The sequence below is a fragment of the Rhodococcus sp. NyZ502 genome, assembly GCF_041464245.1.
GTDB lineage: Bacteria > Actinomycetota > Actinomycetes > Mycobacteriales > Mycobacteriaceae > Rhodococcus_F > Rhodococcus_F qingshengii.
The window spans coordinates 5334711-5350809 of the sequence record NZ_CP167155.1; the positions used below are offsets into that span (position 1 = coordinate 5334711).

Annotated in this window: 14 protein-coding genes; 7 read left to right on the plus strand and 7 right to left on the minus strand. The window is 62.7% G+C overall.

What is annotated here, in order from left to right; all coding sequences use genetic code 11:
* The first annotated feature begins 32 nt into the window (after positions 1-32).
* From ACBG85_RS24605 to ACBG85_RS24625, 5 genes are all read left to right on the plus strand, one after another.
* Positions 33-1496, plus strand: a complete 1464-nt coding sequence (locus tag ACBG85_RS24605; protein ID WP_174519483.1) for an MFS transporter — start codon at positions 33-35, stop codon at positions 1494-1496.
* Between the two features lie 134 nt (positions 1497-1630).
* Positions 1631-2761: a thiolase family protein gene (locus ACBG85_RS24610; RefSeq protein ID WP_064687746.1), complete on the plus strand. Its 1131-nt coding sequence runs from the start codon at positions 1631-1633 to the stop codon at positions 2759-2761.
* Between the two features lie 54 nt (positions 2762-2815).
* Positions 2816-3580, plus strand: coding sequence for an SDR family NAD(P)-dependent oxidoreductase (locus ACBG85_RS24615; RefSeq protein ID WP_007729494.1), 765 nt, complete (start codon positions 2816-2818; stop codon positions 3578-3580).
* Positions 3581-3621: 41 nt separating this feature from the next.
* Positions 3622-5277 carry a class I adenylate-forming enzyme family protein gene (locus ACBG85_RS24620; protein WP_050654636.1) on the plus strand — a complete coding sequence of 552 codons (1656 nt, stop codon included), beginning with the start codon at positions 3622-3624 and terminating at the stop codon, positions 5275-5277.
* 53 nt (positions 5278-5330) lie between these two features.
* Positions 5331-6236, plus strand: a complete 906-nt coding sequence (locus ACBG85_RS24625; RefSeq protein ID WP_372027908.1) for an NAD(P)H-dependent flavin oxidoreductase — start codon at positions 5331-5333, stop codon at positions 6234-6236.
* Here the strand turns inward: ACBG85_RS24625 and ACBG85_RS24630 are convergent.
* Genes ACBG85_RS24630 through ACBG85_RS24655 form a run of 6 tightly spaced genes read right to left on the minus strand, consistent with a single transcriptional unit; the run spans position 6233 to position 12276 of the window.
* Entirely contained in the window at positions 6233-7129 is an 897-nt protein-coding gene (locus ACBG85_RS24630) for a LysR family transcriptional regulator (RefSeq protein ID WP_003939949.1), read from the minus strand. The two genes, ACBG85_RS24625 and ACBG85_RS24630, sit on opposite strands and share 4 nt — an antisense overlap.
* 3 nt (positions 7130-7132) lie before the next feature.
* Positions 7133-8035, minus strand: a complete 903-nt coding sequence (locus ACBG85_RS24635; RefSeq protein WP_007729501.1) for a LysR family transcriptional regulator — start codon at positions 8033-8035, stop codon at positions 7133-7135.
* 30 nt (positions 8036-8065) lie between these two features.
* Positions 8066-8878 carry an enoyl-CoA hydratase/isomerase family protein gene (locus tag ACBG85_RS24640; protein ID WP_075835472.1) on the minus strand — a complete coding sequence of 271 codons (813 nt, stop codon included), beginning with the start codon at positions 8876-8878 and terminating at the stop codon, positions 8066-8068.
* Positions 8875-9636 (minus strand): crotonase/enoyl-CoA hydratase family protein, encoded by a 762-nt coding sequence (locus ACBG85_RS24645; RefSeq protein ID WP_372025212.1) that lies wholly within the window; start codon positions 9634-9636, stop codon positions 8875-8877. The genes ACBG85_RS24640 and ACBG85_RS24645 overlap by 4 nt, the downstream gene beginning before the upstream one ends.
* 37 nt (positions 9637-9673) lie before the next feature.
* The gene (locus ACBG85_RS24650) at positions 9674-10720 is read right to left on the minus strand and encodes an MBL fold metallo-hydrolase (protein ID WP_030537195.1); all 1047 of its coding nucleotides are present in this window, start codon (positions 10718-10720) and stop codon (positions 9674-9676) included.
* Positions 10717-12276, minus strand: coding sequence for a long-chain-fatty-acid--CoA ligase (locus tag ACBG85_RS24655; RefSeq protein ID WP_003939977.1), 1560 nt, complete (start codon positions 12274-12276; stop codon positions 10717-10719). The genes ACBG85_RS24650 and ACBG85_RS24655 overlap by 4 nt, the downstream gene beginning before the upstream one ends.
* Before the next feature lie 187 nt (positions 12277-12463).
* On the opposite strand from ACBG85_RS24655, the gene ACBG85_RS24660 reads away from it, so the two are divergent.
* The gene (locus ACBG85_RS24660) at positions 12464-13408 is read left to right on the plus strand and encodes a LysR family transcriptional regulator (RefSeq protein ID WP_372025214.1); all 945 of its coding nucleotides are present in this window, start codon (positions 12464-12466) and stop codon (positions 13406-13408) included.
* Here the strand turns inward: ACBG85_RS24660 and ACBG85_RS24665 are convergent.
* Positions 13342-14232 carry a LysR family transcriptional regulator gene (locus ACBG85_RS24665; RefSeq protein ID WP_336871707.1) on the minus strand — a complete coding sequence of 297 codons (891 nt, stop codon included), beginning with the start codon at positions 14230-14232 and terminating at the stop codon, positions 13342-13344. The genes ACBG85_RS24660 and ACBG85_RS24665 overlap by 67 nt on opposite strands.
* Positions 14233-14414: 182 nt before the next feature.
* Here ACBG85_RS24665 and ACBG85_RS24670 point away from each other — a divergent pair, with 182 nt between their 5' ends.
* Entirely contained in the window at positions 14415-16085 is a 1671-nt protein-coding gene (locus tag ACBG85_RS24670) for a chitobiase/beta-hexosaminidase C-terminal domain-containing protein (RefSeq protein ID WP_372025216.1), read from the plus strand.
* Positions 16086-16099 lie beyond the last annotated feature (14 nt).

Genomic DNA, 16099 nt, shown 5'->3' on the forward strand with positions numbered 1-16099 from the left:
GACATTGCTCAAAGTGATCCAGAACACGTTGAATGAGTCAGCCGGCAAACACACCACCATCGATCGCTTCGAGGCCGCGCTTCGAGCACGATCGCATCCGCCCACCAGTCTCGAAGGGACGCCACGTGACCCCCATCGCGCCACAGCGTAACGACGTCCAGCCCGAAGCAACAGCAACGCCAGATTCGTCAGCAGTTCCCGTCTTCGGTACCCGCAAGCGTGCGTGGACGATGACCGGGCTCGTCGTTTTCCTCTACATCGTCAACTACGCGGACAAGGCAGTCCTCGGAATCATCGCTCAGCCCCTCGCTCGTGAGCTCGGACTGAAGTCTTCGCAAATCGGCATGGTCGGCTCGCTCTTCTTCCTGATGTTCTGCATCGGTGGATTCCTCGCCGGACCGCTCAACAAGTACCTGACCCTGCGTTGGGCGCTGTTGATCCTGGCCGCAATCTGGTCCGTGGTCATGCTCCCCCTCGTTCTCGGCGCCAGCCTCGCGATGTTGATCGTCTCGCGCATGCTCCTCGGATTTGCCGAAGGCCCCAGTTCGGCGCTGATGCACACCGCGGCGTACTCGTGGCACCCGCCGGCCAAGCGCGGCCTTCCCGGCGCAATGCTCGCCGGATCCGCCTCTGTCGCAAAGATCGCCCTCGCGCCGGTACTGACCTTCATCGCCGTTCATTACGGCTGGCGCGCAGCGGTTCTCTCGCTCTCCGTTCTCGGTCTCGTGTGGATGGGTTGCTGGCTGGCCGGTTGGTCCGAGGGCCCGTACACGAGCAAGGCCGTCAAGGCGACCAAGACTGCAGATACAGAAGCAACCGAGGCAGCCGGGACAGCCACGAAGGCGGTCACCGAGCCCAACGTTCCGTGGCGCAAGATCCTGCTCTCCCGCACGTTCGTCAGCTGCTGCTTCCTCATCGCGACCATCTACGCGCTGACCACCGTCGTTCTCACCTGGTTGCCGTCGTACTTCGAGGTCGGCCTCGGATACAGTGCGATGCAGGCCGGTTCGATGTTCGCGCTGCCCTCGATCGTCGGTCTCGTCCTCATGATCACCTCCGGTTCCGTCACGGACAAGTTGATCGGCCGCGGCTTCACCTCTCGTACGGTTCGCGTCATCGTTCCCTGTGTCGGCGTTCTGATCTGCGGATCGATTCTCCTGTTCCTGCCACAGATCTCCACTCCCATCGTCGCTGTCGCCATGGTCTCGATCGGCTACGGGTTCTCGGCAATCACCTTCCCGCTCATCAACGCTGCGATCTCGGAGCTGTGCCCGCCGCAGCAGACTGCCGGAACGATGGGATTCTTCCTCGCCATCATGTCGATCGGTGGCCTGATTGCTCCTTACGCAACGGGAGTCATCGTGGACAACGCTGCAACCCCGGCCGACGGTTACGCCCAGTCCTTCCAGGCAATCGGCGTCATCGGAGTGATCGCCGCGGTTCTGGTCCTCGTCTTCGCCAATCCCGAGCGCGATCGCAAGCTCATCCGAGGCTGAGTACTCCACGTATAGCCATTCGCTAACAAAGCCATTCACCGAAAGACATTGCCGGGTCGACCCGCTCGTGATCGACTCGAGACACGCCCCGACCGCACAGTCGCAGAACCGGGCACGAACAGCAGGAGAGATACATGCGAGATGCCGTCATCGTCGACGCAGTACGTACACCGATCGGCCGTCGCGGCCGCGCCCTCTCGGAGATCCATCCGGCCGAGTTGTCCGCCCATGTACTGCGTGCGCTCGCTGAACGGACCGGACTCGACGCGGCGACGGTCGACGACGTGATCTGGGGTTGCGTCAGTCAGGTCGGCGAGCAGGCCGGAAGCATCGCCCGCACAGCGGCACTCGCTGCCGGCTGGCCCGACAGCGTTCCCGGCGTCACGCTGACCCGGGCCTGCGGATCGAGCCAGCAGGCAGTTTCCTTTGCTGCGGCCACCGTCATCTCCGGTCAGAACGACGTGGTCGTAGCCGGAGGCGTCGAATCGATGTCACGAGTACCGATGGGTACCGCCAGCAAGAACGGTGAGCATTTTCCGGCTTCGGTACTCGAACGCTACGGGGTGGACGGTTTCAGCCAGGGGACCGGCGCCGAGATGATGGCCCGCAAATGGGCACTCACACGAACAGCTCTGGACGAATACTCCCTCCGCTCACACGAACTCGCGGCCCGTGCCACCGATGAAGGGGCATTCACCGGGCAGATCACTCCGATCGCGGGCTTGTCCCAGGACGAAGGCATTCGGCGAGGCGGAAGTGTGGAGTCGCTCGCGAAGTTGCCCCCGGCCTTCGACACCGACGGTGCCATCCACGCCGGCAACTCTTCTCAGATCTCCGACGGGGCGGGCGCCACACTCGTCACGACCAGCGAGTACGCCCGGGCACGCGGGTGGAAGCCGCTCGTTCGTATTCACACCGCAGTGGTCGCAGCCGACGACCCGGTCATCATGCTCACCGGTCCGATTGCCGCCACCGCAAAGGCATTGGACCGCTCCGGATTGTCCATCGACGACATCGGCGCCTTCGAGATCAACGAGGCATTCGCCCCCGTCCCGCTTGCCTGGCAGGCTGAAACCGGCGCAGCCATCGATCGTGTGAATCCGCTCGGCGGCGCTATCGCGGTCGGCCACCCACTCGGCGGATCAGGTGCGATCTTGATGACTCGCCTGGCACATCACATGCGCGACAACGGAATTCACTACGGTCTCCAGTCGATGTGCGAGGCCGGCGGCATGGCCAATGCGACCATTCTCGAATTGATCTGACCCGACAACGCTTTCGGGCCGACACGTCATCCAGCAGGAAAGAAGAATTGATTCATGAAACTCGAGGGACTTTCCACCGCGATCACCGGCGGCGCTTCAGGCCTCGGCCTGGCAACCGCTCGACGGTTGCTCGACGCCGGAGCGCAGGTCACGTTGATCGATCTGCCTTCGTCCGACGGTAAGCAGGTGGCGGCCGATCTCGGTGCTGCCGCACAATTCGCCCCGGCCGACGTCACCGACAGCGAACAATTCGCCGAAGCACTCGACGCGGCGCACGAGCGCGGCGGCCTCCGCGGCGTCGTCCACTGCGCGGGTGCCGGGCGTCGTATGCGCATTCTCGACAAGGACGGAAAAGCCGGATCGGTCGAAGATTTCGAGTTCGTCGTCAAGCTGAATCTTGTCGGTTCGTTCAACGCACTCCGTCTCGGCGCCGAGCGGATGGCGGAACTCGACGCAGTGGACGGTGAGCGAGGTGCCATCATCATGACGGCGTCGGTCGCAGCATTCGAAGGTCAGATCGGTCAGATCAACTACACAGCGTCCAAAGCCGGCATCGTCGGTATGACGGTCACCGCTGCCCGCGATCTCGCCAGCCGCGGAATCCGCGTAAACACCATTGCTCCCGGCATCATGGACACTCCCCTGCTGGCGCGCCTACGCGAAGACGTGCGCACGGCCCTCGAAGCCTCTGTTCCCAATCCCTCACGACTGGGTCGTCCGGACGAGTTCGGCCAGCTCGCCGTCTCGATGCTCGAGAACGGCTACCTCAACGGCGAGACCATCAGACTCGACGGCGCTATCCGAATGGCTCCCCGGTGACGGGCATCAGCGTGATCGCCAATCCACAACTGCGCCACAACATGCACTACCCGGATACCACCATGGCCTACTGGGCACCCAGCATGGCGGCGCTCTACGGTGATCGCCTCGCCGTCGTGGACGGCGAGCGCACGTGCACGTTCCGCGAACTCGGTCAGCGCAGTGCACAATTCGCCGGCGCACTGCGGCAGGCCGGGGTCGGCGTCGGCGATGTCGTGTTGCTACACCTCGGCAACTGCGTCGAGTTCCTCCAGGCCTACTACGGCTGCCTGCAGGCCGGGGCGACAGTCACATTGGTCAATCCGCTGCAGCCAGAACTTGGACTGCGCAAGCAGATCGAGGAGACGTCCGCCGTTGCTGCGGTCACTCAGAGTTCGCAGCTGCACACACTGCTCGCGGCCTCTTCCGGAACCTCCGTGCGTACGATCGTGATGGTCCAGGACACCGAGGGCGCGCTCGACACACCGGAGTCGGTCGTCGCATTCGACGCCTTCATCGCCGATTTACCCACCGAATTCACCCCTGCCTCCGTCCGAAGCGACGACATCGCACACATCGCGTTCACCGGCGGAACCACCGGAGTATCCAAAGGTGTTCGTGTTCTTCACCGCAACGTCGTCGGCAACATCACGCAGATGTGTGGGTGGAGAACCGGGCACGAGTTGGAGGCAGGTCCGGACGGTCTCGTCACGCCTCGACGCATCGACGGCCTCGACGTGCTCGGTCCGACGCCCGGGACCGGGGCGACCATCGTGGTCTCACCTCTCTTCCACGCACATTCGTTGCTCAACACGTCGTTCCTGTTGATTTCCGGTCTCACCCAGGTGTTCGCCGGTCGGTTCGAACCCGGCCGGATGCTCGAGCTGATCGAAAAGCACGAGGCCACCTATCTCACCGGGTCTCCCGCCATGTGGCACGCACTGTCGGTTCATCCCGACGCTACGGTGCGCAACACCGACAGCGTGTGCGTCGTGTCTTCGGGTGCCGCCCCGATCGACAGTGTCACGCTCGCCGCACTCCGCCGGGCATTTCCCAAAGCGCTCGTCGTCGAAGGGTACGGGCTGACCGAGGCCACCTGTGTGGTCACGGCCGCTCCGCTGATCAACGGCTCGGAATATCGGCAGAGCAGCGTCGGCCTCCCGATCTTCGACACCGAAATCCAGATTCGCGATCAGCTCGACCGGAAGACCGTTCTAGGCGAGAACGAACGCGGCGAACTCTGGGTGCGTGGGCCTCAGGTCACCGACGGCTATCTCGGACACCCGGAAACCACCGCAGAACAGTTCGTCGACGGCTGGTTGGATACGGGAGACATCGCGTACCTGGACTCGGACGGATACCTCTTCATCTGTGACCGGGCCAAGGACATGCTCATCTACAAGGGGTACAACGTCTATCCGCGGGAACTCGAAGAGATTCTGGTTTCGCACCCGGCGATCTCGACTGCCGCGGTTGTCGGCCGCGAAGTGGGGAGCAACGGCCAGGAACCCGTAGCCTTCGTGGTGATGATTCCGGGCGCCGAGTTCGACGCCGAGCAGATCAAGGCGTTCGTCGCCGAGCAGGTGCTGCCGTACAAGAAGATTCGCGAAGTCGTCGAGGTAGAACTCCTTCCGACATCGGCTGCCGGTAAGGTCCTCAAGACCGACCTCCGCTCGAGACTTCTCGAATCCGTCGATCAGAAAGGCGGTTCCAGGTGACAACCTTCGCAGACCTGACGTCGCAACTGCGTGTCCCGGTTCTCGCTTCACCGATGTTCATCATCTCGACCCCTGACCTCGTCATCGCGCAGTGCACCTCTGGCATCATCGGGTCCTTCCCGGCACTGAATGCTCGTCCGCAGTCAGCACTTCGGGATTGGCTCAAACTGATCACCGTGGCTCGTGAGGAACATGATCGTGAGCACCCGGAGAATCCGTCGGCGCCATTTGCCGTCAACCTCATCGTCCACCGGTCCAACAACCGCCTGGAAGAGGATCTGGCGACCATCGCCGAGTTCGAGGTTCCGATCGTCATCACGTCCCTCGGCGCTCGCACCGACATCAACGACGCAGTCCACGCATACGGCGGAATCGTTCTCCATGACGTCATCGACAATCGCTTTGCACGCAAGGCGATCGAGAAGGGCGCCGACGGACTGATCGCGGTAGCTGCCGGGGCCGGTGGTCATGCCGGTAGGCAGTCGCCGTTTGCCCTGATTCGGGAGATTCGTGAGTGGTTCGCCGGTCCACTGCTGTTGTCAGGTGCCATCGCTCATGGTGATTCGATTCTCGCTGCGCTCGCGGCCGGGGCCGATTTGGCATACGTCGGATCAGCTTTCATCGCAACCGAAGAGGCTAACGCGGATCCTGCGTACAAGGAGATGATCGTGGGTTCAGGGGCCTCCGACATCGTCTATTCCAACCTGTTCACCGGAGTACACGGAAACTACCTGCGGGGCAGCATCGTTGCCGCCGGCTTGGACCCCGACAACCTGGCCGAATCCGATCCATCCGCAATGAGTTTCGCGACCAACGACACCGATACCAAGGCCTGGCGTGACATCTGGGGCGCCGGACAGGGCATCGGAACGATCGATGCAGTCCTTCCGACGCATGCAGTAGTAGAGTGTCTCGCCGCCGAGTACTCTGCCGCGCGAGAACGTATCTGCCGACTCTAGTGCTGTGACCGGCGTTCGTCGGACAGGTACTCGTGGATCAGGTTCACGAATACCTGTCCCACCGGCGACAACGTCGAGGGGTCGAAGGCGAGACCGTACGCACGCAGGAATCTCGGCTCGCAGGCCCGTTCCACCACCTGACCAGGCATCGATTTCGCCACCGAGCGCTCGACCAACGAGCCGCCGAGTCCGGCGATGACCATCGGGAGCCGCGACTCCCGTTGCTCGGTCACCACCGCGAGTTCCGTTCTGGTACCGGCCTTTCGGATCGAATCTTCGATCGCGTCACCCATCGCTGCCCCGCGAGGAACGAATACCATGGGAATGTCCGGCATTTCCGAAAGGCGTACCGGCCCCTCGGGTAGTTCCGTTCCCGCCGGGTAGACCAGGCGGTATTCCTGCTCCCCCAATTCGACGATTTCGAGCCCTTCGCCCGCCTCGAGCGGCAGATGAGCCACCGCGAATTCGCAGTGGCCGTCCCGGATGAGACTTTCCAGATTGTCCTCACGCTCGAGTTCCGAGAATCTGACTCGTGCTTGCGGATACCGTCGACAGAACTCCGCAATCAGATCGACGATCGTCCCCGAGGTCAGTGCAGGGAAAGCCATGATGTCGAGGCGACCGACGATGGCGCCATCGGATGCCGTCAACTGTTCAGCCGCCGCAGCTACGTCTCGCAAAACCTGCCGACTCGGGCCGACCAGACTGCGACCGGCAGCACTGAGCACCATGCCGCGCCCGATGCGGTGGAACAGCCTCACTCCCAGTTCACGTTCGAGCCCGCGCAACGCTTGTGACACGGTCGGCTGAGCAACGCCGAGAGCCGCTGCGGCGCCGTTGATCCCCTTGTTCTCGACCACTGCGAGGAAGTACTCCATCTGCCGGAACTCCACAGTTCACTCCTCTTCCGTGGACGGAACGGCGGAGGTGGCCATTTCCGCAGCCGTCGCGATGAATGCAGCGGCCGCCGGGGATTGCTCGCCCGAGCGATAGACGATACCGACGTCGCGTGTCAGCGGCGGATCGAAGGAGAAGGCGCAGACGTCTGTCATCTGCTGTTGTGCAACCCTTCTCGGCACTACAGTGGCGCCGATTCCGCGGCGAACCAGTTCCCACGTGGTCACAGGGTGGACACAGTCCACGACTACGTTCTCGGCGCCTTCGCTGAGCAAGCCCCGGAACTGATTCGATTGATCACCGAGATCGACCACAAGCGGCAAACTGTGCAAGAGCGCTCGCGGAACCGGATCCGCCAACGGCGTTGCAAGTCGGCCGGACAACGACGCATGGGTGGCGAGCACCAACTCCTGAGTGGCAATCGGAGCCGTGACCAAACCTTCGTACCCGATACTCAGATCGGTGACGCCGACCTCGGCCGACCCTCGCCGCAACGCATTGTCGACCCCGGCCGGGCCGTACGTGTCGAGAACACGCACGACGATCTTCGGGAAGTTGGCCCGGAATCGCCGGACCAACTCGACCATCGGATCGATCGAGAACGCCGAGTACGAGACGACGTCGACACGACCGAACTCGAGTTCGCGAACGGCGGTCACTTTCGCCTTCGCGCGCTCGACGTCGGCAAGGATTCTCCTGGCCGCGAGATCGAACGTGCGGCCCGCGTCGGTAAGAACCAACCGCCTGCCCGTCCGGTCGAACAGCGTGGCGCCGAGTCGACGCTCGAGCGTACGAATTGCCTGTGACAGCGAGGGCTGCGAAATGTAGAGAGCCTGAGCGGCCTTCGTTATCCCACCGTGGTCGACAACAGCGACGAAGTAGGTGACGAAGTGCAGATCCACTCATCCATCATACGACCAGCGATCCGTCGCTCAGTCCACCCGAGTTGCCCCTGGTACGGCCCACTCTCCGGTGAAGATCGGCTCCCGCTTTTCCACGAAGGCACGAACCGCGTCGGTGGCATCCGTCGCAAAATTGACCGCTTGCGCCCTCGCCTCGTTGTCCAAGGCCTCCCGCAACGAGAGGGAGGTGTGATGTTCGAGCATGGCGGCAGACTGACTCAGTGCGGCCGGCGGGCCGGCGGCGAGCCGCTGCGCCAGTGTTGACGTGTGTTCGTCCAGCTCGGCCGGTTCGACCAGATAAGTCACCAACCCGAGCTCGTAGGCTTCCTGTGCGTCGATCGTCTCGGCAAGCATCACCAGTCGCTTGGCTTGTTGGAGGCCGACCAGTCTCGGCAGGATCCACGAACCACCGAAGTCGACAGACAACCCCCGTTTGGCAAAGATCTGGCTGAACTTCGCACCCTTGGCCGCCACGACGAAGTCGCAGAGCAACGCCATGTTCCATCCGGCTCCGACGGCAAACCCGTCGACCTTCGCCACCAGAGGTTTGGGAAACTCACTCAGTGCGATTGCCGTTGCGTTGATGACACGCATGCGATCGAGCGGGTGCGACGAGCCACGCTTGTCCAGATCGGAGCCCGCGCAGAAGGTCCCATCCGCGCCGGTCAGGATCACCGAGCGAATCTGCGCGTCCTCTTGAAGTTCGAGGACTGCTTCACGTAGAGCGATCCAGGCGTCGAGATCGAGAGCGTTGCGGCGGTGCGGCCGACAGAGAACAATCGTCGCGACAGCACCGTCTCGTTCGATGCTTACGGCCGCACGCTCGATCGTCTCGGCACTCATGAACCACTCCACACGGGAGAGCGCTTCTCGGCAAATGCCGTGGCGCCCTCCTTGGCATCACGAGAGGTGAAGACCGGATCGATGAATTCGCGTTGCGCGACAAAGGCATCCGGATCGGTGTACTTGGCGGACATTGCCAGTACCTGCTTGGTCGCGCGAACAGCCAGTGGACCGTTAGCCGCTACTCGGGCCGCAAGCTCGCGTGCGACGGTCAGCGCGTGTCCCGGTTCGGCGAGCCGATTGACCAAGCCGTGATGATGCGCCACGGTGGCACTGAGTGGATCCCCCGTGATCGCGATTTCCATGGCCAACTGATACGGAAGAATTTTCGGCAGACGTAGGAGTCCGCCGGCGGCCGCGGCAAGTCCCCGCTTCACTTCGGGCAGGCCGAATTTCGCGTCCGTGGACGCCACGATCAAGTCGGCCGCCAAGGCCAGTTCGCAACCGCCGGCGAGTGCCCAACCTTCGACGGCTGCGATCAGCGGCTTCGACGGCGGTGCCTCGGTCAGACCGGCAAAACCACGACCCGGTAGCGATGGCCGCTCTCCGCGCGCAAATCCCTTCAGATCCATACCGGCGCAGAAGGTTCCACCAGATCCGGTCATAATGCCGATGGTGAGATCGGGGCGTTCCTCGAACTCGTCGATCGCGGCGGCGAGTGCCTGTGCGAGTTCCAGGTTGACCGCGTTCTTGGCCTCGGGACGATTGAGGGTGATGACGGCAACGCCGTCGGCGAAGTCGGTGAGCACGACGCTCATGTTCGGTTCCTACTTCCGTGATGAGATTCTTGAAAGGTCACTGCGCGCGAATGCTCCAGCGCACGGGTGTGCCGCCGGACGGTGTCACGATCTCCCGCTTGGCCAAAACAACAAGATGAGCATGGGTTTCGCGGACTGCCAAGCGAAGTAGTCGCGGCGACATCTGTTCGAACGGGCGAGACCAGGAGATCGTGCGTGAGAGTTCCCAGGCCGTGGATTCAGGCTCATCCTGCACCGCAGCCACGATCTCCGCCAATCGCTCCTCGTGGTGCCCCATCAATTGACGTGCACGATCGGCGATCCCACGGAATCGATATTCATGTGCCGGAAGCACTTCGCACTCGCCCAGTGTTGTCGTCGCCTCGAGCGAGAGAAGATAACGATGAAGTGGGTTCTCGAGTTCACCGGGAATCGTGGAGATGTTCGGGCTGATCCTCGGCAGCATGTGATCGCCGCTGAACAACAAGCCTCTGTCCTCTTCCACGAAACAGAGATGTCCGGGAGTGTGCCCCGGTGTCCATTGGGCGCGGAGATTCCAACCGGGTAGGTCGAGTGAATCCCCTTCTCCCAGAACAATGTCGATGGTTTCGTGCTCGGCGAACCGCACCAGGTCGACCCGAGACGCGTCGAGCACTTCGGCCGGTGCGCCGAGTTCGGACAACTGCAGGTTCCAGCCACTGATGTCGTCGCGGGTCTGTTCGGGCCCGTGGTACCCGAGGAGCGTCGCGTCGGCCACGTGCATCGCAAGTGTCGCGCCGCTGACCTGCCGAAGACGCGGCGCCAGGCCGAAGTGATCGGGATGCAGGTGCGTGATTGCCGCATAGCGCACTTCGGAAACGTGGTATCCGATCGATGCTATGCCGTCGACGAGAGCCTGCCAGGACTGTTCGTGATCCCAACCGACGTCGATGAGGGCAAGTCCGTCGTCGAGCGCGAGTGCGTAGACGAGTACGTAGCGCAAAGGGTTGTCCGGCATAGGAACAGGGATCGACCACAATCCGTCCCGCACCTGTTCGACCGGTGGAAGGACTTTGTTCGCCCATGCCTCACGTTGTGCGACACCGACGTCTTCGGTCACGATCATGATGCTTCTCCGCTCGCGTTCAGCATGGTCCGCAGGCTCGACTTGAGCAGTTTTCCGCTCGCGTTGCGAGGTAGGGAGTCCACGAAATGGATCTGGCGAGGTTTCTTGTACGACGCCAACTTCGCTGTGCTGAAAGCGATCAACTCGTCGACGCTCGGCACGTCGGCACCGTCGACCAGTTTGACCACTGCGGTCACGGATTCACCCCAGCGCTTGTCGGGAACCCCGACCACCGCGACCTCGGCGACCGAGGGGTGCTCGGCCAGAATGGATTCCACCTCGATCGGATAGACGTTCTCTCCGCCGGTGATGATCATGTCCTTGAGTCGATCGGTGACGAACAGATACCCCTCGTCGTCCAGATGGCCGGCGTCCCCCGTTCGGAGGAAACCGTCGTGGGTGAACAATTCGGCGGTCTCACGGTCACGTCGCCAGTATCCGCGAGTGTTGTTTCTACTGCGCGCGACGATCTCACCGGAATTATTGGGCGGCAATTCCTCACCAGTGGTGACGTCTCGAATCGAGATCTCGACGCCGATCATCGGCTTGCCCGCAGAGCGAAGCAACTCCGAACGCGGCCCGCTCACATGATGGTCGTAAGCACGAAGGACGGATACCGAACCCGTCGTCTCAGTCATCCCGTATCGCTGAACGAATTTGCAGTTCAAGACAGTCATCGCGTGGGCGAGGAGCGCCGGAGTGATCGGTGACGCCCCATAGGCGACCACCTCCAGGCTGGTCAGATCGAAACTGTCGAGAGTCGGCAGATCTACCAGCGTCTGAATGACTGCAGGCACCAGAAATGCGTGGGTGACGCGGTGGGTCGCGATGGCATCCGCGACCCGAGCCGGCGCCATGTCTCCGAGCAGCACCAAAGGCACTCCGGCCGACAAGCATGTACTCATCCAGCCGGCACCGGCGATGTGAAAGAGGGGAAGTGCATCGAGTGCGACTGCATTCGAACCGAATTCGTAGACATCGAACCCCTCGGGCTCGTTGTACAGATTCCGGTGCGTGGCCACGACGCCCTTGGGCCGGCCGGTTGTCCCGGACGTGTACAGCTGCAGAACTGCTGCGTCCGGATCGTGCCCGTGTCCGGGGTCGACACCGGTACCTGATGCCACGAACTCCGCCCAGGTTCGCGAATCCGGCAGGCCCCCTGCAGCTCCCACGGTTATGACCTCGATGTCCGGCAACGCTGCGGACATCGCCGCCGCCCCCGCGGCGAACTCGTCATCGACGATCAAGACGTCGAGCTCCGCGTCCTCGGCGATGTCGACGAGTTCGAGTGGGTTGAGCCGCCAGTTCAACGGTATGAACACAGCGCCTGCCTTCGCACATGCGATGAAGGTTTCCGCACCTTCGAGCCCCATACGCAGTAGCGCACCGACACGAGCACCCGTTGTGGTCACTTCTGCCAGCGCACTCGCCAAGGTGCTGGTCTCGCCATCCAGCTCAGCCCAAGTCAACGTTCGGTCGCCGCACGTGATTGCCGGATCGGACGGCCGTGTCGACGCCGAGTGGCGTATCCGGTTGGGTAGGTGAAGCTCGCTCACATCACGCTCCTGTGTTCCAGGTACTCACCGAGCACGAACCGCGGTCGGTGGTACTGGAACAGTCGACCATCGCTATGGCCTGCGCCACAAAGACGAGAAGGCGCACAGAGCCATAGCTCAGACCTATGTCCGCAGGTCGCAGCAAGTCACCGCCGCCAAGGCTCCGTCATCTGGGAGAATTCGTCAGATGCAGGCACCCGGCATGGACATACGCAGCGCGCAGTATCTCGTCGCGGTCGTCGATCACGGCAGCGTCACTGCCGCCGCGGACGTCCTGCGTATCTCGCAACCGTCCCTCTCGCAGGCCGTGCGCAACCTCGAACGAGCTCTCGGAGCCACACTCTTCGAGCGCACCACTCGCGGTCTGGCTCCCACCACGGTCGGACTGGCAGTTGCCGATTCTGCCCGTACGTTGCTCGCCGACGTTGCTCGGGCCGAGGCCGCGGTGGCTGCGGTAACCGCCTTGCGCGCCGGGGAACTCGCCATAGCAGTTCAGTCCGATCTCGCCATCGACCCTGTTGCAGAGGTCGCCGGACGCCTCCATCTGACGGCACCCGGAATTCGGTTCTCCACGAACGCCTCCGCCAACGCACAGGACGTGCGCGCGCTCGTCAGAGCAGGTACGTGTGAACTCGGGTTTCTCGAGACCCACCCGGGTACCGAAGTCTCCGACGGGCTTCGAGAAATTGCCGTGAGCACCCAGGAAACGGTCTTGTCGATCCCCATTCGCCTGGCCATAGACCTCCCCGATCCGGTTCCGCGCACCGTGGTCGCGCGCCTGCCAATGGTGGTCGAGGCATCCGCAGTTCGGCGCGGGCACTCGATCGACGACGATCTGGAACTCACCGACGTCGTCGTGGAAGTGCCAGATCGCCTTGCTGTCCGGGAAATGGTCGGGCAAGGTGTAGGCGCCGCGCTGCTGCCCAGATCGATCGCCGAACAAGACTCACCGGCATCTGAGGTTCGCTCGCTTTTCCCACCGATCACCCGGCAGACGATCTTGGTCTACCGCGACGGCCCGCTCTCACCGGCCGGGTCTGCGTACATCGAGAACATCTCCCCACGTCACAAGCCCTCCACGAACAGCCTGCCCAACGGCGAGAGCGTCTCCGGATCGAACTCGACGCCGTAATTCAGTGAGATCGCCGGCTCCACCGGAAATATCTCCGCGCCGGACGCGACCGACCTCTCGGCCAACGAACGCTCCATGAATGCCATGCCCAAACCAGCAAAGACGAACGCGCCGACGGTCTCCCGCTGCGCCAACTCCGTCGACATCCGAGTCCGGGCCCCGGCGGCCTGCAGAGACGACTCGATGGCAAGCCGAGCCCGCGAGTGTTTGAGCACACCCACCACGGGGAGATCGGGCAATGCCGTCAATGACACCGGCTCTCCCGCAGCGGGTTTCACACCATTCGGCCAGACGTCGAGATGAACCCCCGACGGCACTGCCAGCCAGTACTCGTTCACCCCCAACACTTTCGTGGACAGCGCCGACATGTCGGGTGGCCAATAGCTGAAGACCACCTCGCACGCGCCGTCTGCCAACACCTGCTCAGACGTTGCACCCTGCGGCAACTCACCGACCCGAACGGTCACAGCAGGCCACCGCTCACGAAAGTCTGCCACGATGCGTGCGATCGGACCTTCGAGACCATGTGCCGCGGAGCAGATGTCGAGCCGGCCACGAGGCTCGTCGGCCGTACCGATCGCGACGTCGAACGCGGCCGCGCTGCTGCGAGTCATCTGCCTCGCCGGCCCTACCAACGCCCGACCTGCTGCCGTCAGCACCAAACCGCGACCGACACGGTGAAACAGTTCGACTCCGAGTTCGCGCTCGAGGCCACGAATACCCTGCGACAGCGACGGCTTGGTGACCGACAGATTCTGCGCAGCCGTCGACAAGGACTCACCACCGGCAACGGCAAGGAAGTACTCGATCTGACGTAGGTCCACTCCATCGACTTTGCCATAAACGCAGACAGGTATACCGGTACCAAGCACTGCAGGGTGTTCACACACGCTTCATTAATCGGACATTCAGGACACACCTTCTTCTACCCGGCGCCACCTACCGTAATTGGTCCAGACCAATTACGGATAGGTCTGAACCACCGCGTCGAAGACAAGGAATCCTCGTGAGACGTACGACCATCGCGATAGCAGCCGTGACAGCGGCTCTCGCCGTTCCCGTCATCGCCCCCGCCGAATCCCACGCCGAACCCGGCTGGGGCAGTTCGTCCTTCGAATGGGGCAGCTCTTCGGGCGAGAACAACACGCCGCCCGCAGCGCCCGGCGTCAGCGTCCCCGGCGGACGGTACGAGCACCCCGTCGACCTGACCTTCACCGCCGAGCGCGGCGCCACCGTCCGCTACACCGTGGACGGAACGACACCCACCACCGACAGCCAAGCTGCCACGCCGGGACGTCCGCTGCACATCGCACAGGACACCAACGTCACTGTCGCAGCTTTCCGCGGCGATCACGCGAGCGCGGCCGTCTCGTTCGGCTACCTGATCAAGACCTCGGAAAAGCCGCTGGCTCAGGTCGTCGTGATGTCCGACGTCCACGTCGGCGATCACGCGAACAACGACAAGAAGTACGAAAGCTTCTTCGACACAATCGGTTCCATCTTCCCGAAACCCGACGCTATCCTCTCCAACGGGGACATGATCAACGACAACGGAGACGGCAAGGGGCCCGACCACAAGATCGTCGCAGAAATCTTCCAGGCAAACCTCGCCCGGAAGGGCATGAACGACACACAACTCCTGATCTCCAACGGCAATCACGATGCAAGTCTCGCGGCGATCAGAGCCGGATACCCGGCGGAGTGGTTCCCGGATTCCGGTGGCGGATACTACGAATCCGACGTCAATGGTGTCCATCTCTTCACGGTCAACACCGAAACCTACAACAATGATTCAGCGCAACGCAATTGGCTGAAGTCCCGCCTGACCGAAATCACCGCGGAGTCCGGGAACCTGACCAAGCCGATCCTGGTCCAGGGACACCGGCCGGCAAGCAACACAGCCATGGACGGCCAGCAGGCGTCGAACCCTCGATTGACCGAAGACCTGAGTGCCTTCCCTCAGGCAATCTTCTTCTCCGGGCACTCACATCTGAACAACAACGACGACCGGTCGATCCATCAGCGTGACTTCACGTCGGTCAACGACGGCTCGATGTCGTACATCGAAATCGATCACGGCTACCAGATGGTGACCGAGTCCGGTCTCGCGAACCGTTTCGAATCACCCACTGCCCAAGCGCTCTTCGTCGAGGTCTACCAGGACCGCACGGAAATCAACCGAATCAACATGGCGGCAGACAAGCACGACATCTACGCCGGTGGCGCGTGGTCAGCCAACTGGCAGCCGCCGTACTCGAGCGCGGGCACGCTGAGCGGTTCGGGGTGGACGGTCGAACTCGACGGGTCGACCAACCAGCAGATCAAGGACAACTTCCGCTACACCTCGGGCGCACGGAACACGCACGCGCCGGAGTTCACCTCGAGCACTCCGCTCTCGGTGACGACCGGCGAAAACGGTGCGACCGCACTGAGGATCGCGCAGGCCAAGGACGATCAGATGGTGCACCACTACGCCGTCGAGGTCACGGACACAGCCACCGGAGCGAAGGTGGTCTCGTCGAAGGTGCTCTCGGACTTCTACTTCATGCCGCGGCCGAACAGCCTCGACATTCCGATTCCCGATGCCGCAGCGGGCACCGCATACGAAGCCCGCGTCGAAGCCGTTGACGCATACGGCAACCGGTCACCGGTGACAACCCTGGCCTTCACCCGCTGACCCGACACGACAAA